This window comes from Curtobacterium sp. MCLR17_043, from assembly GCF_003224215.1.
Taxonomy (GTDB): domain Bacteria; phylum Actinomycetota; class Actinomycetes; order Actinomycetales; family Microbacteriaceae; genus Curtobacterium; species Curtobacterium flaccumfaciens.
The window spans coordinates 178,408-200,662 of record NZ_QKLH01000003.1; the positions used below are offsets into that span (position 1 = coordinate 178,408).

At 71.0% G+C, this 22,255-nt stretch carries 23 protein-coding genes and 1 pseudogene; 10 read left to right on the forward strand and 14 right to left on the reverse strand.

Annotated features, from left to right (window positions below; all coding sequences use genetic code 11):
- Positions 1-107 precede the first annotated feature (107 nt).
- Positions 108-653: pseudogene (locus DEJ03_RS18200) on the forward strand (ArnT family glycosyltransferase); the annotation flags it as partial.
- A 1,353-nt stretch (positions 654-2,006) separates the two neighbouring features.
- Here the strand turns inward: DEJ03_RS18200 and DEJ03_RS04200 are convergent.
- Together DEJ03_RS04200 and DEJ03_RS04205 are read right to left on the reverse strand one after the other, a co-directional pair.
- Positions 2,007-2,840 (reverse strand): SDR family oxidoreductase, encoded by an 834-nt coding sequence (locus tag DEJ03_RS04200; protein ID WP_110863621.1) that lies wholly within the window; start codon positions 2,838-2,840, stop codon positions 2,007-2,009.
- 94 nt (positions 2,841-2,934) lie between these two features.
- Entirely contained in the window at positions 2,935-3,576 is a 642-nt protein-coding gene (locus DEJ03_RS04205; RefSeq protein WP_110863622.1) for a nucleoside/nucleotide kinase family protein, read from the reverse strand.
- A 54-nt stretch (positions 3,577-3,630) separates the two neighbouring features.
- Between DEJ03_RS04205 and DEJ03_RS04210 the strand changes: the two genes are divergently transcribed.
- The gene (locus DEJ03_RS04210; protein ID WP_110863623.1) at positions 3,631-3,999 is read left to right on the forward strand and encodes a VOC family protein; all 369 of its coding nucleotides are present in this window, start codon (positions 3,631-3,633) and stop codon (positions 3,997-3,999) included.
- A gap of 39 nt (positions 4,000-4,038) precedes the next feature.
- Here the strand turns inward: DEJ03_RS04210 and DEJ03_RS04215 are convergent, their stop codons facing one another.
- From DEJ03_RS04215 to DEJ03_RS04230, 4 genes are all read right to left on the reverse strand, one after another.
- A complete protein-coding gene (locus tag DEJ03_RS04215; protein ID WP_027466986.1) occupies positions 4,039-4,479 on the reverse strand; it encodes an NUDIX hydrolase in 441 nt (146 codons plus the stop codon).
- 420 nt (positions 4,480-4,899) lie between these two features.
- Entirely contained in the window at positions 4,900-5,490 is a 591-nt protein-coding gene (locus DEJ03_RS04220) for a TetR/AcrR family transcriptional regulator (RefSeq protein ID WP_110863624.1), read from the reverse strand.
- 77 nt (positions 5,491-5,567) lie between these two features.
- On the reverse strand, positions 5,568-6,890 hold the full coding sequence (locus DEJ03_RS04225; protein WP_110863625.1) for a carboxylesterase family protein: 1,323 nt from the start codon (positions 6,888-6,890) through the stop codon (positions 5,568-5,570).
- A gap of 115 nt (positions 6,891-7,005) precedes the next feature.
- Positions 7,006-7,317 (reverse strand): hypothetical protein, encoded by a 312-nt coding sequence (locus tag DEJ03_RS04230; RefSeq protein ID WP_110863626.1) that lies wholly within the window; start codon positions 7,315-7,317, stop codon positions 7,006-7,008.
- 151 nt (positions 7,318-7,468) lie between these two features.
- Between DEJ03_RS04230 and DEJ03_RS04235 the strand changes: the two genes are divergently transcribed.
- A complete protein-coding gene (locus DEJ03_RS04235; RefSeq protein WP_110863627.1) occupies positions 7,469-7,981 on the forward strand; it encodes a MarR family winged helix-turn-helix transcriptional regulator in 513 nt (170 codons plus the stop codon).
- 104 nt (positions 7,982-8,085) lie between these two features.
- On the opposite strand, the gene DEJ03_RS04240 is transcribed toward DEJ03_RS04235, so the two are convergent.
- Complete coding sequence (locus DEJ03_RS04240) at positions 8,086-9,384, reverse strand: MFS transporter (RefSeq protein WP_110863628.1); 1,299 nt, start codon at positions 9,382-9,384, stop codon at positions 8,086-8,088.
- A 215-nt stretch (positions 9,385-9,599) separates the two neighbouring features.
- On the opposite strand from DEJ03_RS04240, the gene DEJ03_RS04245 reads away from it, so the two are divergent.
- The 3 genes from DEJ03_RS04245 (at position 9,600) to DEJ03_RS04255 (ending at position 12,907) form a co-directional block, all read left to right on the forward strand.
- Positions 9,600-10,400 carry a sugar phosphate isomerase/epimerase gene (locus DEJ03_RS04245; RefSeq protein WP_181243003.1) on the forward strand — a complete coding sequence of 267 codons (801 nt, stop codon included), beginning with the start codon at positions 9,600-9,602 and terminating at the stop codon, positions 10,398-10,400.
- Complete coding sequence (locus tag DEJ03_RS04250) at positions 10,397-11,512, forward strand: Gfo/Idh/MocA family protein (RefSeq protein ID WP_110863630.1); 1,116 nt, start codon at positions 10,397-10,399, stop codon at positions 11,510-11,512. The genes DEJ03_RS04245 and DEJ03_RS04250 overlap by 4 nt, the downstream gene beginning before the upstream one ends.
- 201 nt (positions 11,513-11,713) lie before the next feature.
- Positions 11,714-12,907 carry a glutamate--cysteine ligase gene (locus DEJ03_RS04255; protein WP_220034105.1) on the forward strand — a complete coding sequence of 398 codons (1,194 nt, stop codon included), beginning with the start codon at positions 11,714-11,716 and terminating at the stop codon, positions 12,905-12,907.
- On the opposite strand, the gene DEJ03_RS04260 is transcribed toward DEJ03_RS04255, so the two are convergent.
- Positions 12,888-13,163, reverse strand: a complete 276-nt coding sequence (locus DEJ03_RS04260) for a hypothetical protein (protein WP_146237649.1) — start codon at positions 13,161-13,163, stop codon at positions 12,888-12,890. The two genes, DEJ03_RS04255 and DEJ03_RS04260, sit on opposite strands and share 20 nt — an antisense overlap.
- 201 nt (positions 13,164-13,364) lie before the next feature.
- Here DEJ03_RS04260 and ctaD point away from each other — a divergent pair, with 201 nt between their 5' ends.
- Positions 13,365-15,062, forward strand: coding sequence for a cytochrome c oxidase subunit I (gene ctaD, locus DEJ03_RS04265; RefSeq protein WP_258370531.1), 1,698 nt, complete (start codon positions 13,365-13,367; stop codon positions 15,060-15,062).
- Between the two features lie 101 nt (positions 15,063-15,163).
- Here ctaD and glgX read toward each other — a convergent pair whose 3' ends face one another.
- From glgX to DEJ03_RS04290, 5 genes are all read right to left on the reverse strand, one after another.
- Positions 15,164-17,182, reverse strand: coding sequence for a glycogen debranching protein GlgX (gene glgX, locus DEJ03_RS04270; RefSeq protein WP_110863634.1), 2,019 nt, complete (start codon positions 17,180-17,182; stop codon positions 15,164-15,166).
- Between the two features lie 59 nt (positions 17,183-17,241).
- Positions 17,242-17,856 carry a TetR/AcrR family transcriptional regulator gene (locus DEJ03_RS04275; RefSeq protein ID WP_110863635.1) on the reverse strand — a complete coding sequence of 205 codons (615 nt, stop codon included), beginning with the start codon at positions 17,854-17,856 and terminating at the stop codon, positions 17,242-17,244.
- Between the two features lie 134 nt (positions 17,857-17,990).
- Positions 17,991-18,527, reverse strand: a complete 537-nt coding sequence (locus tag DEJ03_RS04280) for a MarR family winged helix-turn-helix transcriptional regulator (RefSeq protein WP_110863636.1) — start codon at positions 18,525-18,527, stop codon at positions 17,991-17,993.
- Positions 18,528-18,545: 18 nt separating this feature from the next.
- Positions 18,546-18,728, reverse strand: coding sequence for a hypothetical protein (locus DEJ03_RS04285; RefSeq protein ID WP_071248776.1), 183 nt, complete (start codon positions 18,726-18,728; stop codon positions 18,546-18,548).
- Between the two features lie 70 nt (positions 18,729-18,798).
- Positions 18,799-19,260, reverse strand: coding sequence for a MarR family winged helix-turn-helix transcriptional regulator (locus DEJ03_RS04290; RefSeq protein WP_110863637.1), 462 nt, complete (start codon positions 19,258-19,260; stop codon positions 18,799-18,801).
- A gap of 50 nt (positions 19,261-19,310) precedes the next feature.
- Between DEJ03_RS04290 and DEJ03_RS04295 the strand changes: the two genes are divergently transcribed.
- The 3 genes from DEJ03_RS04295 (at position 19,311) to DEJ03_RS04305 (ending at position 20,964) form a co-directional block, all read left to right on the forward strand.
- On the forward strand, positions 19,311-20,045 hold the full coding sequence (locus DEJ03_RS04295) for an alpha/beta fold hydrolase (protein WP_110863638.1): 735 nt from the start codon (positions 19,311-19,313) through the stop codon (positions 20,043-20,045).
- Between the two features lie 122 nt (positions 20,046-20,167).
- Complete coding sequence (locus tag DEJ03_RS04300) at positions 20,168-20,626, forward strand: Hsp20/alpha crystallin family protein (RefSeq protein WP_071404425.1); 459 nt, start codon at positions 20,168-20,170, stop codon at positions 20,624-20,626.
- Positions 20,627-20,637: 11 nt separating this feature from the next.
- On the forward strand, positions 20,638-20,964 hold the full coding sequence (locus DEJ03_RS04305; protein WP_071248763.1) for a hypothetical protein: 327 nt from the start codon (positions 20,638-20,640) through the stop codon (positions 20,962-20,964).
- A gap of 81 nt (positions 20,965-21,045) precedes the next feature.
- Here DEJ03_RS04305 and DEJ03_RS04310 read toward each other — a convergent pair whose 3' ends face one another.
- Positions 21,046-21,927, reverse strand: a complete 882-nt coding sequence (locus DEJ03_RS04310; protein WP_071404423.1) for a manganese catalase family protein — start codon at positions 21,925-21,927, stop codon at positions 21,046-21,048.
- Positions 21,928-22,255 lie beyond the last annotated feature (328 nt).

A 22,255-nucleotide genomic window follows, 5' to 3' on the forward strand; every position in this document is an offset into this window, starting at 1 on the left:
CAGCACGGCTCACCCTGCTCGTGATCGCGGCCGGCACGACCGTGCTGCTCGCCTGGAACCTGGGCCGTGGCGGGGACTTCAGCTTCTACCAGGCGTCGGCGCGGTCGATGTCCGAGTCGTGGCCAGCGCTGTTCTCGGGCGCATTCGACCCCTCCGCGACGGTGACGCTCGACAAGCTCAGCGGCTTCGCCGTCCCGCAGGCGCTGAGCATCCGGCTGTTCGGGCACTCCACCGCCGCGCTCGCGTTCCCGCAGGTCGTCGAGGGGCTCGTCACCCTGTGGGCCTGCTCCCTGGTCGGACTCCGCTGGGCCGGCGTCGGGACGGGCCTCGTCGCTGCCGCAGCAGCGGGGTCGACGCCGGTCTTCGTGTCGATGTTCGCGCACCCGATGGAGGACGGCATGGTCACCGCCGCGCTGGCCGTCGCCCTGCTGTGCTGGCAGCACGCGGCACTGACCGGGCGCTGGTGGCCGCTCGTCACCGCGGGCCTGGCCGTCGGTGTCGGGTTCCAGGCGAAGATGGTGCAGGCCTGGTTCGTCCTGCCGGCGCTGCTGCTCGGCACGCTGCTGGCCTCGGCCCGGCACGACGGCCGTCCCTTCCGCTTCGGCACCCGGGTGGTCCGCGCCGGGGTACTCGGGATCGTCGCAGTCCTGGCGTCGGTGTCGTGGGTCACCGCGCTGGCACTCACCCCGTCGGGTTCGCGGCCGTGGGCGGACGGCTCCACCGACGACAGTCCGCTCGCGATGGTGTTCGGGTACAACGGCATCGACCGGTTCCTGCCCGGCGCGGTGCCCGGGTCCGTCCGGTCGTTCACGGTGCCGTTCGGTCCGCACACCTGGCGCGGTGGTCCGGCCGGGTTCGGCAAGCTGCTCGGACCGCACCTGGCGTCACAGGTGGCCTGGCTCCTGCCGGCGGCGGTGTTCGGCGTGGTGGTCGCGGCCGTGGTGCTCGTCCGCCGCCGTGCGGAGCGACCCGGCACCCTCGGCTCCCCGTTCGGGAACGCGTTCGACACCCGTGCCGGCGCCGCCACCCTGGCCGTCCTGGTGGTCTGGTTCGGCACCGCGGCGGCCGTGCTCTCGGTGGCCGCCGTGCCGCACACCGCCTACGTCGCCGCGATCGGCGTGCAGCTGGCCCTGCTCGCAGCCCTCGGGTGGCGCGGTGCGGTCGGGCTCGTCCGGGCGCAGTCTCGAGGGCTCCGGGCGCTCCCGGTCGTCCTCGCCGCGGCGCAGCTCGGCTGGGTGGTGTTCCTCGCGCGGGGCACCGCGATGCCGAGCGTGCTCGCCGTGCCCGCGATCACCGTCTCGACGGTCGCCGTCGTCGCGACGCTGGTGGCGGTGTGGTGGCGACCCCGCTGGGAGGCGACGCGCGGGCCGGACCGGCACCGGGCCTCCAGGACGGTCATCGCGCTGGCAGCCGGGCTCGCGCTCGTCGCCGGCCCCGCCGCGTTCTCACTGCAGGCCCTCGACGCGACCCGCGACGGCAGCGGCGTCGACGCGTCGGTCGGGCCGTGGCCCGCACGCTGGCCGATCCCGGTCGGCAGTCCGGACGTCTTCCACGTGTCGCGCCCGGACCCGTGGGGCGGGTCGACGCCCTACCCGCGTGCCCTCAGCCGGCTCGTCGCGACCGCGCGACGCCTGGAGGGGTACCGGCACGACGAACCGCTCTTCATGACGGACACGTGGCACATCTCCGCACCCGTCATCGACGCGACCGGACTCCCCGTGCTGACGGACGGCGGGTTCTCGGGCACCGTGCCCGTCTTCACGACGAACCAGATCCGCCGGAGGATCGCCGACGGCCTGCGCGTCCTCGTCGTCGAGGCCCACGCGCCCCGCACCGACCCGGTCCTGCGCGCCGCACTGGCCGGGGGCTGCCGAGCACTCACCAGCGGCACCCGGCACGCACGCCTGCCGATGCAGCCGCGCCGGGCGGACGGCATCGCCTGGACCGTGTGGCACTGCGGGCTGCCCGGGCCGTCCGTCGGACCCGGTGCGCACCGCCACCACGGGTCAGCTCGCGGCGAGCACCTCGCGCAGGGACATCGGCGGACGCCCGGTGATGCGTTCGACGTCGCCGGACACGTGCGCGAGCGCCCCCTCGGCGATGGCCGTGTAGGTGCTCACCCAGGCGTCAGCCTGCCACGGCTCCGGGTTCCACTGCGCACGTGATGCGTACGCCTCGTCGAGGGTCTCCGGGTGGTAGCTGACCGTGCGGCCGCGGACCTCGGACACGATCGCCGCCGCCTGGGCGAGGGTGATCGCCTCGGGGCCGGTCAGCTCGTACGTCTGGTCGCGGTGCGCGTCCGGGTCGTGCAGCACCGCCGTCGCGACGCGGGCGACGTCGGCACGGGCCACCGCGGCCATGGCGCCGTCGCCGGCGGGGCCGCGGATCACGCCGTCCTCACCGACCAGGTCCTCGACGAAGTCCAGGTAGAAGCTGTCGCGCAGGAACGTGAAGGCCATCCCGCTCTCGCGGATCGCCTGCTCCGTCGCCCAGTGGTCGCGTCCGAGCGTGAAGGTCGCGTCGGGAGCCGCGCCGAGGAACGACGTGTAGACCACGTGCCGCACGCCCGCGTCGGCCGCCGCGGCGACGAACGCCCGGTGCTGGTCGAGGCGGTCCTGGGCCTCGGCCGCCGAGACCATGAGCAGCACCTCGACACCCTCGACCGCCACTCGGCTCGCGTCGGCGTCGGCGAAGGTCGCGACGGCGACCTCGGTGCCGGGCAGCTCCGGCGCACGCGAGGCGTCGCGCACGAGCATCCGGAACGGCACGGCGTCCGCGGCGAGCGCCGCGCTCACGGCGCCCCCGATGTTGCCGGTCGCTCCGGTGATGGCGATGGTCATGGTCGCTCCTCGTGTCGGTGTCGCGTGGTCGTCGTCGGGGTCACGTCGTTGTCGGGGAGGCCTGGTGGTCGTCGACGGTCGCGTCGGTCGGTGGTCACGTCCACACCGTCCTGGAGGCCCGGATCACCGTGGGCGCGACCCTCGCGGCGTTCACGCCGTCCACCTCCACCGCCCATGCGCGGGCGGCGTCGTGGTCGCGGCCGTGCCGCATGTGCCGGCCGACCAGGCGGTCGAGCCGCACGTCGTCGGCGACGGCGCAGAACCAGGTCTCGGTGAAGAGCGCCGGCAGCGCCGACCACGGTGCGGTGTCGTCGAGCAGGTAGTTGCCCTCGGACACCACGAGTCGGGCTGCGCGAGGCACCGCGATGCTGCCGGCCACGGGTTCGTCGACGCGACGGTCGAAGTCCGGCGCCCACACCACGTCCTCGTCGGCGGCGACGAGTCGGCGGACGAGCGCGACGTACCCGTCGGCGTCGAAGGTGTCCGCCGCGCCCTTGCGGTCGTGCCGGCCGAGGGCGTCGAGCGCCGCGTTCGACAGGTGGAAGCCGTCCATCGGGACCTGCACCGCCGTGCCGGCACCCAGGCGGTCGTCGACGGCGGTGACGATGCGACGGGCGAGCGTGGACTTGCCGGCGCCCGGTGCTCCGGCGATCCCGAGCACTGTGCGCTCGCTCGAACGGGCCAGTTCGACGGCGCGCTCGACGGCCTGGTCGACGGTCGTGCCGGAGTCGCTCACGGCTTCATCCTCGCAGAGCGCACCGACGTCGGGCCGCGGTGGTTCACTTGCCGCATGGTCGATGCGACGAAGGCGTTCAGCGGGTTCTCGGTGCGCGACGTGCCCGAGGCGAAGGCGTTCTACGAGGACGTCCTGGGGGTCGAGGTCACCGAGGACCACGGCATGCTCTTCCTGCAGCTCGGCAGTGGACACCAGGTGCTCGTCTACCCGAAGGGCCCGGGTCACGAACCCGCGGCCTTCACGGTGCTGAACTTCCCGGTGCCGGACATCGACGCCGCGGTCGACGAGCTCACCACCAAGGGCGTCGTGTTCCTGCAGTACGAGGGGATGACCGACGACCGGGGTGTGAACCGGAAGGGCGGCCCGCTCATCGCCTGGTTCACCGACCCGTCGGGAAACGTCCTCAGCGTCATCGAGGAGTGAACATGTTGTATTCCGGAAGCTGACCGCTGGGTGACGCGGTCAGCGGGACAGGGCGCCCGCCCAGCCGAGGGCGATCGGCACGAGCAGGCCGTGGCGGTGGTGCGGGAGCTCGGCGACGGGGATCCACCGCGACTCGTCGGTCGAGCCGTCGAGCTCGTGCCGCAGGGCTCCCCCGGTGATGGTCGCCCGGAACACGACCTGCACGGCCTTCATCGGGCGACCGTTGGCGTGGATGCGACGTTCGGCGGGGACGATGTGGTGTCTGACCCCGAGCAGGGCACCGGCCTGGGCCTCGTACCCGGTCTCCTCGCGGATCTCGCGCACGACGGCCTGCTCGACGGTCTCGTCGAACTCGACCCCGCCGCCCGGTAACGTCCACGTGCCCGCGTCGGGGTGACGCAGCTTCGCCAGGAGCACGCGGTCACCGTCCGTGATCACGCCGTAGGCGGCGAGCCGGGTGTCGTAGTCCGTGTACTCCATGGGCCGACCATGCCAGGTGGGTGCACCGACGTCTGCCAGCCGCGCCGGGCCTCCAGGCCGTGGACCGGGGTGGTGCGGACGCTCCACCAGCCCGCCACCGGTCACGACCCCCCGCGGCCCGCACGCCGAGCGGTCACAGACCGTCGGCCCCGCCGCCCGCAAACGACGGAACGTGACCACGCGACGCAGCCCGTGCGGGGAGTCGTGACCACCCCGCGTCCACGCCGGACGGCCGGCGCGCGCGGTCAGGACACCCCGATGGCTGCCCGCCGAGCGGTCACGAACCGTTGCTTGCGGCACCGCCAAACGACGGAACGTGACCACGCGACGCTGCACGCGCGGCGAGTCGTGACCGCTCGCCGCTGAAAGCCCCGGACCCGCATGGTGCGGACCGGACCCGACGTGCGCGCCCGACCCGGATCAGGCGTTCACGCGTGCCGCTGCCCAGCCCACGCGCATCCGGGCGACCGCCCGGTCGAAGGCGCTGAGCGGTTCCCCGTCGTCTCGGATCACGGACTGCAGCTGGAGCCCCTCGTACAGCGCCATGAGCTGCTCGGCGGCGTGCCGGGGCGATGCGCCGCGGGGTTCCCGGCCGGCGACGACGTCACGGACCAGGGCGAGGGTGACGTCCTCGAACGCGCGCGTGTACTGGGTGCGGAACCACCCGGCGGCGGGGTGGTGGGGGTTCGAGGCGGCGCTGAGCACGGCGACCCGGAGGCGCACGAGAGCCGGATCTTCCAAGCCCGCCGCGAGCCGGGCACGCAGGTAGGCGACCGTGCCGTCCCGCTCCGCGATCGGCCAGAGCTCGCGTCGGCTGCCGTTGTTCCACTTGTCCATGACCGCGACCACCAGGAGTTCCCACATCGGGTACGCCCGGTGGAACTCGTCGGCCGTGACCCCGGCGTGCTCGGCGACCTCGTCGGGCCCGACACGGTGGAAGTCCCCGGCTCGGTAGGCACTGATCGCCCCGGCGACGATGCGTGCGCGGAGGTCGACATCGGTCGTGGGCATGCTGACGATTGTGCGGGGCCGGTCAGCGGCCCGCGACCGCCAGTTCAGGGGGCGCGGCCACCGTCGCCGGCTCCCGGTCAGCCGCGGTCGAACGTCAGCGTCTCGTCATCGGGGGCCCGGACCTCGCCGGTGCGGGCGAAGTCGGCCCAGATCGCCCGGAAGGCCCGGCCGCGGCGCTCGACCTCGGGCCAGTCGCGTTCGGGGACGAACCGGGTGCCGGCCCAGGCCTCGCGGCCACCGAGCAGCAGCGGCAGGTCGCTCATGTGCACGGCTCCGGTCGGGGCGCTCGTGACACCGCGGTGCAGTCGGTAGGAGGTCGCCCGGCCGCCGGCGCGTCGGTGCCGTTCGGTGAACCGTCGGGCGTCGCGCCCGTAGATGACGTCGGACAGCGGACGGACGACCCACCACCGCAGGGCCGACCGCAGCACCCGCGACCGGGTGACCCGACGCAGGCCGGGCACGAGCGGCACGTACATGCCCGCCTCGTCCGAACCGGACCCGATCAGGACGTCGACGTCGGGCGCGACCCGGCTCCACGCGGCATCGAGGTCGCGCTCGTCGGGCAGCGGTGCGAACCCGTACTGGGTGCCGAACGGCATGCCGGCGGCGAGTCCGTACGGCGCGGCGGCCCGGGTGCCGAGCGCCTGACGGTCGAGCAGGTCCTCGAGCGGGGTGTCGGCGTGCACGGTGCCGACCGCCCGGACCATCGCGCGGTTCATCCGTGCCCGACCGCGGGACAGCCCGAGCGGAGCGCTCTGGATGATCGCGCGGCGGAAGAGCCCGCCGGCGCCGGCGCTGATCATCAGGTGCGCGGCCGCGTCCCCGCCGGCCGACTGCCCGAAGACGGTGACCAGGTCGGGGTCGCCGCCGAACGAAGCGATGTTCGCGCGCACCCAGCGGAGCGACTCGACCAGGTCGAGGAGCCCGAGGTTGGCCGGGATCGTCTCGCCGTCACCGAGGAACCCGAGCACGCCGAGCCGGAACGTGACCGACACCACGATCACGCGCTGCTCGGTCACCAGGTCGCGGGCGTCGTAGATCGGCAGGTCGCCGCCGCCGATGACGTACGAGCCACCGTGGATCCAGACCATCACGGGCAGCTGTTCGCCCGGCCGCACGTCGGCGGGCAGCGTGATCGAGAGCCGCTGGCAGTGCTCGTCGACCTCGATGCCCTGGATCGGGTTGAGCAGCAGGTCGACGAACTCCTCGTGCGGCTGCGGTGCGACCGGCGACGGGGTCGACGCGTGCAGCTCGCCATCGAACGGTGGCATCGGCTGCGGCGGGGCGAACCGTTCGGCCCGCGCGTACGGGATCCCGAGCACCCGGACCACGTCGCCGTCGACCGTCCCGACGATGCGGCCGGCGGGGGTGTCGAACGGGGCAGGCGTGGCGTCGAGCATGGGGTTCACGGTATCGGTGCGGCGACGACACGAGCGGACGTGACGGAGGCCGTCCCGATGTGATCGGGACGGCCTCGCTCCGGCTCGGGGAGCCGGGTGCACGTGGTGCTCGGCGTCAGTTCGAACGGCCGTTGACGTCGCGTCGGTCGTCGTCGTTCCAGTCGGGCTTGCGCACGCCGGACTTCGCGATGCCGCGGCTGACGACGTAGGCGGCCGTCACGATCGCGACGTACAGCCAGGCCTGGTCGGCGCCGAAGCCGGTGTGGCCCTCGTCCGCGTTGTCCACGACGGCCGACGCGACGAGGATCGCGATGGACACGACCAGCCAGGCGTAGAACTCGGTGGTCTTGAGTGCGGACTTGGTCTCGTTCCAGGTGGCACGGACGACCGAGTCGTGCCGTGCGGGATTTCCTGCCGTGTTCGACATGGTCACTCCTTCTGATCTCCGCCACCGGACATCGATGGCGTCATGACCGCAACAGTTGTCTCGCCTGGCTGATTACTTCCCCAGTTTGGGTTCCCAGGGAGGTCGGGGAACATGGGGTTTGTCCACCAAACGACAGGACGCAGGGGCGACCATGAGCGAAGACGACCAGCAGCGCGGATCCGATCTGTTCGACCGGCAGCCGCGCACCGCCGAGGGTGCCGCCGCGATCGCGAGTCTGCAGGCCCTGAGCGACAGCGTCCACGAGGCCGACGAGCAGGCGCTCCGCACCCTGGGGATGCTCCCCATCGATGCCCTCGCCCTGCGACACCTGGTGCTCGCGCGCCGCGATGGACGGACGGTCAACCCCACACAGCTCGCCCGGGCGTTGCGGCTCTCCACCGCGGGGATCACGAAGCTCATCGACCGCCTGGTGCGTGACGGCCGGGCCGAGCGGCGGCCGAACGCCGCGGACCGGCGCGGCATCCTCGTCACGGCGGCCGGGTCCGCCGAGCAGGACCTCGCGCGTGCCTACGGGCACATCCACGCGCCACTCATCGAGACCATCGACGCGCTGAGCGTCGACGAGGCGACGGCGGTCCGCCGGTTCGCCTCCCGCCTCGCCGAGGCGCTCCGGCAGGAGCTGCCCTCCCCCGGCGCCCCCTGACGCCGGCCCGGCGCGGTGGGATCGGTGGCGCGACGGACGGGAGGCCCGTGGCGGCGTCGCCACGGCCCTCCCGTCCGTCCTTTTGTCGCGTTGCGCGACGGGCGCTACCGCACCCGCTTGATGGGGATCACGACGAGTGCGCCGATGATGGCGATCGCGCCGGCGGCCCAGCACATGAGCGTGTAGTTGTCAGCGGCGTCCCCGGACCCGATCTTCAGGAAGAACAGGGCGACGGCCGGGGCGAGCGACTGCGGCAGGGCGTTGGCGATGTTGATGACGCCGAGGTCCTTGCCGGGACGGTCCGCGTTCGGCAGGACGTCGACGACGAGTGCGGTGTCGATCGCGGAGTAGATGCCGTACGCGAAGCCCATGATGACCTCGGCGACGTAGAAGCCGTTGACCGTGTCGGCGTGCGCCAGCACGATGAGTCCGACCGCGAACATCGCCGTGGAGCCACCGACGAACACCTTGCGGCGACCGAGCTTGTCCGAGGCCCAGCCGGACAGCGCCGCACTGACCAGCAGCGCGATCGTGTAGAGCAGCACACCGAAGGCGACGGCGGCCGTCGCCTCCTTCGCGCTCTCGATGCCGAGGTGCTGCTCCATGTAGAGCAGGCGGTAGGTCGTGAACATGAAGGTCGCGAAGATGATGAGGAAGCGCGACCACCACGCGAACGCGAAGTCCGGGTTCTTGACCGGGTTCGTCCAGAACGACGCGATGAGGTTCAGGAACGTGAACTTCTTGACCTTGTAGGTCGGCAGGTCGTCACGGGCCACGACGGCGTACACGGCGACCAGGATGATCGCCAGGATGCCGGGCGCGATGAACAGCACGGGCAGGTTCGCGACGAAGAAGACCGACAGGTAGGTGCCGGCGAGCACGGCGATGTTCTGCGCGAGCGCGATGATGCTCGAGGACCGGCCGCGCTGCAGCTGCGGCACGTTGTCGGCGAAGCTCGCGAGCAGGGTGGCGAGTGTGGCGTTCGCGGCGAGCTGGGCGAGCAGCCAGGCCAGCGTCAGGTTGAGGACGTCGGGCGAGTAGGCGATCCAGGCGAGGGCGATCGCGAAGACCACGACACCGCTGAGCAGCCAGGGGCGACGACGGCCCCAGCGCGTGCGGGTGCGGTCGGACAGGGCACCCGCGAGGGGGTTCATGATGAGCGCACCGAACGCGCCGATCGGCAGCACCGAGCCGATGACGTTCGCGGCGTCGTCGCCGACCAGGGCCTGCGCCTTGAGCTGCATGCTCACGTAGACGGGCGCCATGAGCGCGACGAAGAGGCCGAACTGCCCGAGGAACAGGGCGATCTGGTAGCCGATGCCCACCTTGACCGTGCTGACGGGCTGGGTGATGCCCTCTTCCGGGTTGAGCAGTGCCGGGCTGCCGGGTTCGGGTGTGCTCATGACGCCTCCTTGAGTCGATGAAAACCTTGCCTGACAAGGTTTTTCCGACGCGAGCATACATCGACACGTGTTGTCTGCAACACCGGCCGCGTCACACGAGGCAGCAAAAACTACACACCGGGTGGTTTTTGGGGTAGCGTCGTCATCGATCTCGCCGCGGAGCATCGCTCCTCGACGGGCCGCGACACCCAGACAGGATCGAAGGAGCCTCTGCAATGCCCACCACTTCTGTGCAGCTGTACTCGCTGCGCGACGCCATCGCCGAAGACCTCGACAAGGCCATCGCCCGTGTCGCCGAGATCGGGTACGAGAACGTCGAGCCCTACGCGTTCGTCGAGCGCGCCACCGACCTCGAGCGTGCGTTCGCGGCCACCGGCCTCAAGGCTCCGTCCGGCCACGTCGCCGTGATCGACGCCGAGGACACCGCGCCGATCTGGGACGCCGCCGAGCGCCTCGGCATCCGCACCGTCATCGACCCGTTCATCCCGACCGACCGCTGGCAGACCGCCGACGACGTCGCGAAGATCGCCGAGCGCGTCAACGAGCTGACCGCCGAGGCGGCCGGCCGTGGCCTGCAGTTCGGCTACCACAACCACCAGTGGGAGTTCACGAACAAGGTCGACGGCCGCACCGTCTACGACCTCTTCGTGTCGCAGCTGTCGCCGGAGACCGTCCTCGAGGTCGACACCTTCTGGGCGACCGTCGGTGGCGCCGACGCCCCCGCCGTGCTCAAGGGCCTGGGCGACCGTGTCGTCGCGATCCACGTCAAGGACGGCAAGGTCGACGGTGACATCCGCACCGCGCTGCCCTCGTCCGAGAGCGCCCTCATCGTGCCCGAGGCGCTGCAGCGCGCCTTCGAGAACCAGACGCCGGCCGGTCAGGGCGACGTCGACGTGGCCGCGATCCTCGCCGCCGCACCGCAGGCGATCCGCGTGGTCGAGTTCGACGCGTACAAGGGCGACGTCTTCGAGGGCATCACCGAGTCCCTCACCTGGCTCAAGGACAACGACAAGTGAGCCGTGTCGGGATCGGCATCATCGGTGCCGGCAACATCTCCACCCAGTACCTCGAGAACCTGACCAAGTTCGCCGACGTCGAGGTCCGCTTCGTCGCCGACGTGCTGCTCGAGCGTGCCGCTGCGCAGGCGGCTGCGTACGGCGTCGCCTCGTCGGGATCGGTCGAGGAACTCCTCGCCCGCGACGACATCTCGATCGTGATCAACCTGACGATCCCGGCCGCACACGCCGAGGTCGACCAGCAGATCATCGACGCCGGCAAGCACGTCTGGAGCGAGAAGCCGATCGCGACCGACCACGCGTCGGCCGCCGCGGTGCTCGAGTCGGCGAAGGCCAAGGGCCTGCGCGTCGCGACCGCTCCGGACACCGTGCTCGGCGCGGGCATCCAGACGGCGCTCCGGGCCATCGCCCGCGGTGACATCGGCGAGCCGCTCTCCGCGACGACGCTGTTCCACGTGCCCGGACCCGAGGCGTGGCACCCGAACCCGGACTTCCTGTTCGCCACCGGTGCCGGCCCCCTGTTCGACATGGGCCCGTACTACGTGACGACCCTGGTGCACGCGTTCGGCACCGCCTCGCGCGTGCAGGCCGTCTCGTCGAAGTCGCTCGACCGTCGCACGATCGCGTCCGGCCCCCGCGCCGGCGAGACGTTCCCGGTCGAGGTGCCGACGCACCACGCGGCCCTGATCGAGTTCGCCGGCGGGCAGTCCGCCCAGTCGACGTTCTCGTTCCAGCACGCCCTGCCCCGCATGGGCTTCGTCGAGATCAACGGCACGCTCGGCACGATCTCGCTGCCGGACCCGAACACGTTCGAGGGCTCGTCGCAGCTCTGGCGCTACGGGCAGGACGAGCCCGAGACGCTCGAGGCCGTCGGCTCCACCTGGGGTCGTGGCACCGGTGTCGTCGAGCTCGCCCGCGCCATCGCGGAGGACCGCCCCGAGCGTGCCTCCGGCGCCGTCGCGCTGCACGTGCTCGACGTGCTGCTCGGCATCCGTGACGCGGCCGAGTCGGGTTCCGCCGTCGACATCACGTCGGCCGTGGACGCGATCCCGCCGCTCCCCGAGGACTTCGACCCCGCGGCAGCCGTGCTGACCGCCGGCGCGAACGCCTAGGAGCGCCCAGGAGCGCCACACGCACCACTTCGTGAGCAGCAATGGTCGGGTCCCGAACGGGGACCCGACCATTGCTGCTCACCAGGGTGTGTGATCGCTCGACCCTGCGCTCCGTGGACCGGACCGCGCGGTTCGGCCAACGGATCCGCGCTCGTCGGCCATCTGGAACGGCCCGAAGTCGGTGGCTTCTTCACTCGGGTGATGAGAACCATGGGTGTGGAGGAGGAGCTGCTCCTCATCGACCGGTCGACGGGCGTGCCCGTGCCGGTCGCCGACGGTGTGCTGGCCGGTGCGAGGGCGACGCGGGTGCCGGACCCCGGCGGCGTCGTGGGCGAGATGCAGCGCGAGATGATCGAGGTCACCACCCGCCCGCACACCTCGCTCGCCGCGCTCGGCGCGCAGGTGCTCGACAACCGGGCACTCGTCGAACAGGTCGCGAACGGCTTCGGTGCGCACGCCGCCCCGCTCGCGACGTCGCCGACTCCGGTGACCCCGCACGTGAGCGACGGCGCCCGGTACCACCGGATGATGCAGCGCTACGGGTGCATCCCCCGGCAGGGCCTGACCTGCGGCCTGCACGTCCACGTCGCGATCGACTCCCCCGCCGAGGGTGTCGCGGTGCTCGACCGGATCCGCACGTGGACACCGGTGCTCATCGCCCTGAGTGCCAACTCCCCCTTCCATGCCGGAGTGGACACCGGTCATGCGAGTTTCCGGTCGATCGCCTGGAGCCAGTGGCCGTCGGCCGGGCCGATGGAGCGGTTCGGCTCCGAGGAGCGCTACCGCGCCGTCACCGAGGGCATGCTCCGCACCGGCGCCCTGCTCGACGAGGGGATGCTCTACCTCGACGCGCGCCTGTCCCGCGCACACCCGACCGTCGAGGTCCGCGTCGCCGACGTCCCCCTCGACCCCGGGGTGACCGTGACGATCGCCGGACTCGTCCGGGCGATGGTCGACACCGCAGTCGAGGAGTGGCGTTCGGGGTCGCTCGAGCGCGACACCCCCGCCTGCACCGTCCGGCTCGCGAACTGGCGCGCTGCGCTCGAGGGCCTGGACGGTGAACTGGTCGACCCGTTGACGGGCCGCGCCGCACCCGCACGCGAGGTCGTCACGCTCCTGCTCGCCCACGTGCTGCCGGCGCTCGTCGCGAACGGCGACGACCAGCTCGTCGAACGCGGCCTGGCCGACCTGTTCGCGCGTGGCACCGGCGCGTCCAGGCAACGTGCGGCCTACGCGACGACCGGTGACCTCGGGCAGGTCGCACTCGCCGCCGCGATGACGAGCGTGCACGCACGGACCGGCCGCGTCGCAGCCGGCCTGTGGCCCGGTGCGGACACCGGTTCGGTCATCGGGGGTCACCCGGCGAGCTCGGGCCTCAGCGGTGCGGTCGGCTGATGGGTTCCAGGTGGCAACCGTTCCCCCGGATCGCTCGTCGACACCGGGGCGTCATCGCACTCGTGAACTCGATCTCGAACGCCTCGGCCCAGCCGGTGCTCGACGATTCGACGTCGAGCAGGAACTCGACCGGGGTCCACTCCGGGTCGTCGCAGCCGGCCGGTCGGACGGGCAGGACGCGGGTGGAGAAGCCGACCACCCAGGCACGACGGAGGACCCCCGGCAGGCTTCGTGCCCGGACCTCGCGGGGCAACACGACCCGTATCCACATCTCGCTGCATTCCGCCCGTTCCTTCGGACGCAATGCGCACCCGATGGACAGAATCAACGCGACCGCACATCACGGTCACATCAGCCTCGCGCTTTCCGAACGATCCGATGGGAGCACCCCGTGACCGACCTCGAGAACCCGCCCGTCCTCGGCGAACACCCGGCGGACGTCGGCCCCGGACGTCCGGTGAAGCTCGGCGCGCGGTTCGTGCACTGGCACACCACCACCGACCACAAGACGATCGGCAACCTGTACCTGGTGACGTCGTTCGGGTACTTCTGCCTGGCCGGGGTCATGGCGGTGGTGATGCGGACGGAGCTCTTCACCCCGGGACTCGACGTGCTCGAGACCCGCGAGGAGTACAACCAGCTGCTCACGATGCACGGCACCGTCATGCTGCTGTTGTTCGCGACCCCGCTGTTCTCCGGGTTCGCCAACGCGATCATGCCGCTGCAGATCGGTGCCCCCGACGTCGCGTTCCCCCGGCTCAACGCGTTCTCGTACTGGCTCTACGCGATGGGCAGCCTGGTGACGATGGGCGGGTTCCTGACACCGGGCGGAGCGGCCGCGTTCGGGTGGACGGCCTACGCGCCCCTGTCGGACACGACCTTCGAACCGGGCATCGGCGGGCACCTCTGGGTCGCCGGCCTGAGCATGACCGGCTTCAGCACGATCCTCGGCGCCGTGAACTTCATCACGACCGTCATCACGATGCGTGCCCCGGGGATGACGATGTTCCGGATGCCGATCTTCACGTGGAACGTGCTGATCACGTCGATCCTCGTGCTCATGGCGTTCCCGGTGTTGGCAGTGGCGCTGTTCGGCCTGCTGCTCGACCGGGTCTTCGACGCGCAGATCTTCAACCCGGCCAACGGCGGACCCCTGCTGTGGCAGCACCTGTTCTGGTTCTTCGGCCACCCCGAGGTCTACGTGATCGCCCTGCCGTTCTTCGGCATCGTGTCCGAGGTGTTCCCGGCCTTCAGCCGGAAGCCGATCTTCGGCTACAAGACGCTCGTGTACGCGACGATCTCGATCGCGGCGCTGTCCGTGTCGGTGTGGGCGCACCACATGTTCGCGACGGGTGGGGTCCTGCTGCCGTGGTTCTCACTCATGACGATGCTGATCGCCGTGCCGACAGGCGTGAAGATCTTCAACTGGGTCGGCACGATGTGGCGGGGGTCGGTGACCTTCGAGACGCCGATCCTGTGGGCGATCGGGTTCCTCGTGACCTTCACGTTCGGCGGGCTGACCGGCGTGATCCTGGCGTCGCCGCCGCTCGACTTCCACGTCCACGACACCTACTTCGTCGTGGCGCACTTCCACTACGTGGTCTTCGGGACCGTCGTCTTCGCGATGTTCTCGGGGTTCTTCTTCTGGTGGCCGAAGTTCACCGGCAAGATGCTCGACGAGCGACTCGGCAAGGTGCAGTTCTGGATGCTCTTCATCGGGTTCCACATGACGTTCCTGATCCAGCACTGGCTCGGTGTGATCGCCATGCCCCGCCGGTACGCGAGCTACCTGCCGGAGGACGACATCACCTGGCTGCACCAGGTCTCGACGGTCGGTGCTGTCCTGACGGCGGCGTCGATGATCCCGTTCTTCCTGAACATCGTGCAGACGATGCGGAAGGGCCAGAAGGTGCTCGTCAACGACCCGTGGGGCTACGGCCGGTCACTCGAGTGGGCGACCAGCTGCCCGCCGCCCCGGCACAACTTCACGTCGGTACCGCGGATCCGGTCGGAGTCGCCGGCGTTCGACCTGAACCACCCCGAGGCCGGCGTCCCGGTCGGGGTGGGTCCGGCGATGGACGCCCCGGACGCGGCCACGCACGACCAGGCGACGGGCAAGACCCGGCACCCGAAGGAGACCGACCAGAAGTTCTGACGGCACCACTTCGTGAGCAGGAATGGTCGGGTCCCGAACGGGAGCCCGACCATTTCTGCTCACCAAGCGAAACCGCGCGAGCGACCCGCCCGCGCGACCCCTCAGACCAGCGCGGTGAAGGACGCGTCGCGCACGAGCAGCGTCGCCGCGTCGCCCACGACGGCCTGGTCGGGGTCGCTCGACAGCCCGAGCGACCAGCTGCCCCCACCCGGACGCTCCGGCAGCGTGAACTCCACCGTCGTGTCCGACGCGTTCAGCAGCACGGCCACGGTGTCGTCGCCCTGGTGCAGCACGAGCGTCACGGCCCGGTTGCCGCCGTCCGCCCAGTCGCCGTCCTCGAACCCGGCGGCGTCGGCACGGAGCACGGTCACCGTCGACTCCGAGTCACCCGGCGCGGTGCGGAACCACTCCGGACGCAGGGCCTGGTGCTGCCGACGGAACGCGATGGCCGCCGTGGTGAAGGCGAGCAGGTCCTGGTCGGCGGCGGCCCAGTCGAACCACGAGATCTCGTCGTCCTGGCAGTACGCGTTGTTGTTGCCGCCCTGTGACCGGGCGAGCTCGTCGCCACCCAGGATCATCGGCACGCCGGCGGAGAGCAGCAGGGTGCCGAGGAAGTTGCGGCGCTGCCGGTCGCGGTAGTCGTTCACCGCGCCGTCGTCGGTCGGGCCCTCGATGCCGCCGTTGAACGAGGTGTTGTCGCTCTCGCCGTCGTTGTTGTCCTCGCCGTTCGCCTCGTTGTGCTTGTCGGCGTACATCGTCAGGTCGGCCAGGGTGAAACCGTCGTGGGCGGTCACGAAGTCGATCGAGCACAGCGGGGAGCGCCGCGAGCCCTCGTAGACGTCGGGGCTGCCGAGGACCCGCTGGACGGCGTCGCCGAGGGCGCCCTCGTCGCCGCGCCAGAACGCGCGCAGGTCATCGCGGTACTTGCCGTTCCACTCGGACCAGTCGGCCGGGAACCCGCCGACCTGGTAGCCGGCGGTGTCCCACGGCTCGGCAATCATCTTAACCTCGCGCAGCACCGGGTCCTGGTGGATGATGTCGAGGAACGCGGAGTGCTTCTCGGCCTCGCCGTCCTGGCGGGTGAGCGTCGTGGCCAGGTCGAACCGGAAGCCGTCGACGTGCATCTCCTCGACCCAGTAGCGGAGCGAGTCCATGATGAGTCCGAGGGCCGCCGGGTGCCCGACGTTCAGGCTGTTGCCGGTGCCGGTGGTGTCGAAGTAGTTCGCCTCGTCACCCTCGACCAGCCGGTAGTACGACTGGTTGTCGATCCCCTTGAACGACAGCGTCGGGCCCATGTGGTTGCCCTCGGCGGTGTGGTTGTAGACGACGTCCATGATGACCTCGAGCCCCGCGGCGTGCAGGGCCTTCACCATCGCCTTGAACTCGGCGACCTGCTGCCCGGCGGTGCCGGAGGACGAGTACTCGTCGTGCGGCGCGAAGAAGCCGATGCTGTTGTAGCCCCAGTAGTTGCGGAGGCCCTTGTCGAGGAGCGTCGAGTCCTGCACGAACTGGTGCGTCGGCAGCAGCTCGACCGCGGTGACCCCGAGGTCGGTCAGGTGCTTGATCGCTGCCGGGTGGGCCATGCCGGCGTAGGTGCCGCGGATCTCCTCGGGGACGTCCGGGTGCTGCTTCGTGAAGCCCTTGACGTGCACCTCGTACACGACGGTGTCGGCGAGCGGGGTCCGCAGCAGGGTGTCGCCGTCCCAGTCGAAGGACCGGTCGGCGACGACGGACTTGGGCATCGCGCTGGCCGAGTCGGTGTCGTCGAGGCGCTCGGGGTCGTCCATGTCGTGGCCGAACAGGGCCTGGCCCCACTCGTAGGTGCCGTCGACGGCGGTGGCGTAGGGGTCGAGCAGGAGCTTCGCGCCGTTGTGGCGCAGGCCGTTCGCCGGGTCCCACGCACCGTGCACGCGGAAGCCGTAGCGGGTGCCGACGGTCACGCCGGGGACGACGTCGTGGAAGGTGTAGCCGGTGCGGTTGCGGAGCTCGGTGCGGTGCTCGGTGCCGTCGTCGTCGAAGGTGCAGAACTCGACCCGCTCGGCGGTGCTCGAGAACAGGGCGACGTTGGCGCCCCCGTCGACGAGCGTGACGCCGAGCGGGGTGCGCGTGGAAGTGGTCATGCTGCCCTTCTACCGGCCGGTCGCTGTGCCACCGGCGGTCTGGGCGTACCCCTGGCCGCTCAGCGCACCGGCGGGACGAGCTGCTCGAGCAGCCGCAGCACCCGCTCGCCGTCGACCGCGTCGGGGTCCAGCAGCCACTGGACCTGCAGCCCGTCGGATGCCGCGATGCTCAGGCTCGCCAGGTCGACCGGGTCCAGGTCGGCGCGGATCCGGCCACTCGCCTGGTCCGCCTCGATCAGTTCGGCGAGTTCGGCACGCAGGCGGGCGAAGCGTTCGCGCATGAAGTCGCGTGTGGCCGGGTGGCCCTCCTGCACGGCGTCGGCCGCGAGGGTCGTGTACAGCTGCACCAGCCCCGGCACGGCCCGGTTGCGCGATGCGCTCTCGCGCATGTCGCCGATCGCCGACTTCATCCGGTCGGGCGCGCCCTGCTCGCGGACCTCGTGCTCCCGGTAGACGGCGAGCAGCAGTTCGTCACGGCTCGGGAAGTAGTGGCGCAGTGCCGCGTGCGTGATCCCGAGGGTCTCGGCCACCGAGCGGAGCGACGATGCGTCGACCCCCTGCTCCGCGACCATGCGGATCATCTCGTCGAGGATCTGCGTGCGCCGCTCGGCGCCCTTGCGGTACCCGCCGCGGCGCGGCTGGGCCGCGTCGGCGTCGTCCGCAGGGTGCGTCATGCACCCAACTTACCGCTGGAAGGTTTTCTCGCCACCGTCCGGACTGGAGGCCCGTGGCGGGCGCACCACGGGCCTCCAGTCCGTATCGGGGTCGCGTCGCACCCGCCGGGTCGCGTCAGCCGGGCGCGCTCGCGTCAGTCCTGGTCGTCGACCGTGTACTCGTCGACCGGCGCGGGCGTGCCCGCGGCGAGCGCGTCGACGATCTTCGTGAGCGAGTCGGCGAGGACGGCGTTGTCCGCGTCCGGCAGTTGCTCGAGCACCTCGACGACGGCCGCGTGGAAGCGCGCGTACGAGGCGTCGATCTTCTCGGCGGCCTGGTCGGTCGGGGCGAGCACCTGCGCACGACGGTCGGTGGGGTGCGCCGTGCGCGACAGCAGCCCCTTCTGCACGAGCCCGTCGACGATCTTGGTGACCGAAGCGTTCGAGACGGCGAGCATCACGGCGAGGTCCTTCGGGCCCATCGCGCGGCCGTCCCGGTGTGCCTGGAGCATGTACCGGACGGCGAGGAACTCGTTCTTCGACAGGCCGCTCTCGATGCGGGCGGACTCGATCTGCTGATCCTCGGCGTGCTGCAGGCGGAGCAGCGCGTCGACGGCGGTCTTCGCGACCCCGGACTCGGGTTCGCGGGCGTAGAGGTGGACGTGCTCTCGACGGACGACGGTCAACGGCATGGGGTCATGCGCTCCTTGCTAAACGGCAGGCGTGCTGAAGAAGTCCGCGTAGGACGGCTCGGAACGACCGGCGAGCAGCGAGGGGTCCTGGATGCGACGCTCGACGTACGCGTCGATGATCGCCGGGTCGGTGAGACCGACGCGGGTGTGGCTGCCACCGATCCGTGCCGTCCGAGGCATCCCGGAGTACGTGCTGTGCATGTCGTGTCCCGCCCTTCTTGCTTGCCGTGTGTCCCCTGCGGACGGCTGAACTCTTTCACGAAGTGAACGGTCAGTTCAACGAACCATTCGCGCTGTGTACGTTTTGCGCGCCGAAGGGTTCGGCGGCATCCGTCAGGGTCGTGAGGAGCTGCAGGAGCGCCGCCCGTCGCGGCTCGTCGAGCGGTGCGAACAGGGAGTCGAGCACCCCCTCGGCGATGCGGTGCCCCTCGTCGAGCACCCGCCGGCCGTCCTCGGTGATCGCGTGCTCGATCCGCCGCCCCCGCCCGGCGGTCCGGGTGATGAGCCCGCGGTCGAGCATCCGGTTCGCGAGGGTGCCGAAGGCCTGGTCGCTCTGGAACGTCGCGCCGGCGAGGTCGTGCCCCGATGCGCGGGGCATCCGGTCGATCGCGCGCAGGGCGTCCCACTGCACGAGGGTCACGCCGAGGTCGCGCAGTGCGGCGTCCATCGTGCGGTGGTTGCGGTACTGCGCCCGCTTGACGGCGTGGCCCAGGGCTTCGAGGTCGGTCGGCATGGTGGTACGGTATCAACACTCGTACATAAACATGTTGATACGGAGCAACCATGACCGACTCCCGAACCCGCACCGCGCTCGTCCTGCACGGCGGCGGCGGCCCCCGGACCGTCGCGCCGATCGTCGCGCACCTCGCACCCGCCTTCCACGTCGTCGCCCCCACGCACCCCGGGTGGGACGGCACCCCGCGCCCGGACGGGATCGACTCCGTCCCGGCCCTGGCGACCGCGTACCTCGAACAGCTCCTCGCCGCCGGGGAGCGGGACGTCGTGGTGGTCGGCTCCTCCATCGGCGGCTGGATCGCCCTCGAGATGGCCGTGCAGGCTGCTGCCGACGACCGGTTCGCCGGGGTCGTCGGCAGCGTCGTCGACATCGACGGCGTGGGTGCGGTGGTCGAGGGCGAACCGATCGCCGACTTCTTCGCCCTCGATGCCCGCGGGCTGGCCGAGGTCGCCTGGCACGATCCCGCGCGGGGGTACCAGGACCCGGCGTCCGTCACCGAGGAACAACGGGCGGTGCAGCGGTCGAACGGGCAGACCATGGCGGTCGTCGCCGGGCGGTCGATGAGCGACCCGACGTTGCTCGATCGACACGGGGCCGTGCGGGTGCCGACGCTCGTGGTGTTCGGCGCGAGCGACGGGGTCGTGACGCCGGCGTACGGTCGCGCGGTGGCGGCCGCCGTCCCCGATGCGGTGTTCGCCGAGGTCCCGGCGGCGGGACACCTCCCCCACCTCGAGGCCCCCGCGGCCACGTGGGCGGTCATCGACCCGTTCCTCGGCGGCTGATCGGCGGTCGACGGTTCTCGGCGTCTTCCGAGCGATCTTTTGGCACTCACCAGGGTCGAGTGCTAAAACGGTGGCAGTTGAGTCGAGGGGACTCAACGAGAACCACGAAGGAGTTGATTCCGATGACGATGAACTTCGACCCGTTCCGCGAGCTCGACCGACTCGCGGGTTCACTCCTCGGCACCGCCGCCGGCCCGCGCTCGATGCCGATGGACCTGTACCGCACCGGGGACCACTACGTCCTCGACGTCGACCTGCCCGGCATCGACCCGGGCTCCGTCGACATCGACGTGGACGGTTCCGTCCTGACCATCCGCGCCGAGCGCACCCTGGGCGCACCCGAGGGCTCGCAGTGGCTCACCCGTGAGCGCCAGCCCGGCACGTTCGTCCGGCAGCTGACGCTCGGCGACGGCCTGGACGCCGAGCGCATCACCGCCGGGTACGACAACGGTGTGCTGAGCGTCACGATCCCCGTCAAGGAGTCCGCGAAGCCGCGCAAGATCGCCGTCACCGTCGGTGGCGCGTCCGAGCAGCTCGCGGTCGGCTCCGGCGCCGCCGGTTCCGGCGCCGCCGCAGAGTGAGGAGCTGAGCGATGACGTCCGTCCTGCTGAACGCGGTGGTCGCGGTCCTCGTCGTCACCGCGGCGCTCGCGCTGACGAGCCTGGACCGGCGCACCGCCGTGCTCCTCGGGGCGACCGGCAGCCTGACCGGCACGTTCCTGACCTGGGTCGCCGCGCCCCGGCTGTTCGAGCAGTCGCTCCTGGCGCCCTGGGTCGCGGCGGTCCTCGGCACGGCCCTGCTGATCGCGGGGTGGAGCGCGGTGCGCGCCTACTCCGGCATCTTCGAGGCACCGCGCGACGAAGAACCCGAGACGGGGGCACTGATGACCGTGGGCGGGTCCGCCCCGTCGGTGCGGTGACCACCTGACGGACAGGAGGCCCGGTGCACGTCGCGCGCCGGGCCTCCTGTCATCCGTCGGTCGCGTGGGCGACCGTCGGGACTACTCCTTGTTCAGTTTGTCCTGCACCAGGCCGGCCGTCTTCTCGACGACGTTCGGCAGCTCGGTGGTGCCGTAGAGCCGGACGTCGGGGTGCGTGGGCGGGGGCATCGGGACCGAGGTGGTCGGGCCGTCGTGGTACGAGTACTCGCCCTTGCCGTCGAACGAGGGGCCGCTCGCCCACGGGCCGTTCTTCGCCTCGGCACCGTCGGAGAAGTTGAGGTACTGGTAGTTGACCTCCTGGTTCTCCTTCGACTGCGGGAAGTTGCTCGGCACGGGGAAGCCCTCGACGCCCTTCTCGCGCAGCTCGGCGGCAGCGGTCGCCCACATGTTCTGGTGCATGGTGTCGCGGGCGATGAGGAAGGACAGCAGGTCCCGCACGCCGTGGTCGTCGGTCATGTGGTACAGCCGGGCGGCCTGCACACGACCCTGCATCTCGGCGTTCTCGTTCGCCGTGAAGTCGGCGAGCAGGTTGCCGCTGGCGGTGATGTACGAGCCCTGCCAGGGGTTGCCGTTGCTGTCCACCGGGCGGGCACCCGCACCGGCGACGATCGCGTGCTGGACGTCGGTGCCGCCGACGATCGCGGCGACCGTGGGGTCGTCCTGCAGCGCGTCCTCGGTGATGCCGAGCGGGGACTTCTCGAGCAGCTGCGCGATCATCGTCGCGAGCATCTCGACGTGGCCCATCTCCTCGGCGCCGATGCCGAACACCATGTCGCGGTACTTGCCGGGGATGTGCATGTTCCACGCCTGGAACTGGTACTGCAGCGCGACGGAGATCTCTCCGTACTGGCCACCGAGCACCTCCTGCAGCTTGCGGGCGTAGATCGCGTCGGGCTTGTCGGGCGTTGCCTTGAACTGGAGTTCCTGCTTGTGGAAGTACAAATCGTGCTCCTTCGTCTCGATCGAGCGATTGCACGGCCGATGGTTCGCCGGGGGCACTGAGCGGCCGTCCAAGGTGGCCGGATCACGCAGAGGGTGTCCCGGATGCGCCGTTCCACGGTTCCGGGTCCACCGTCGGCTTCACCCGGCAGGACGAGGCCCTTCGGTCGGCCGCCCGATGCCCTCGGCCGTCCGGTTGCGCAGGCTGGGAGCATGCAGACCTCGACCAAGCACACGATCGCCACCCTGCTGCTCTGCGCGGCGATCGTGGTCGCCACCGTCATCGCACTGATGGCCATGGCCCCGCCCGCGTGACGCCGGTACGGCATGG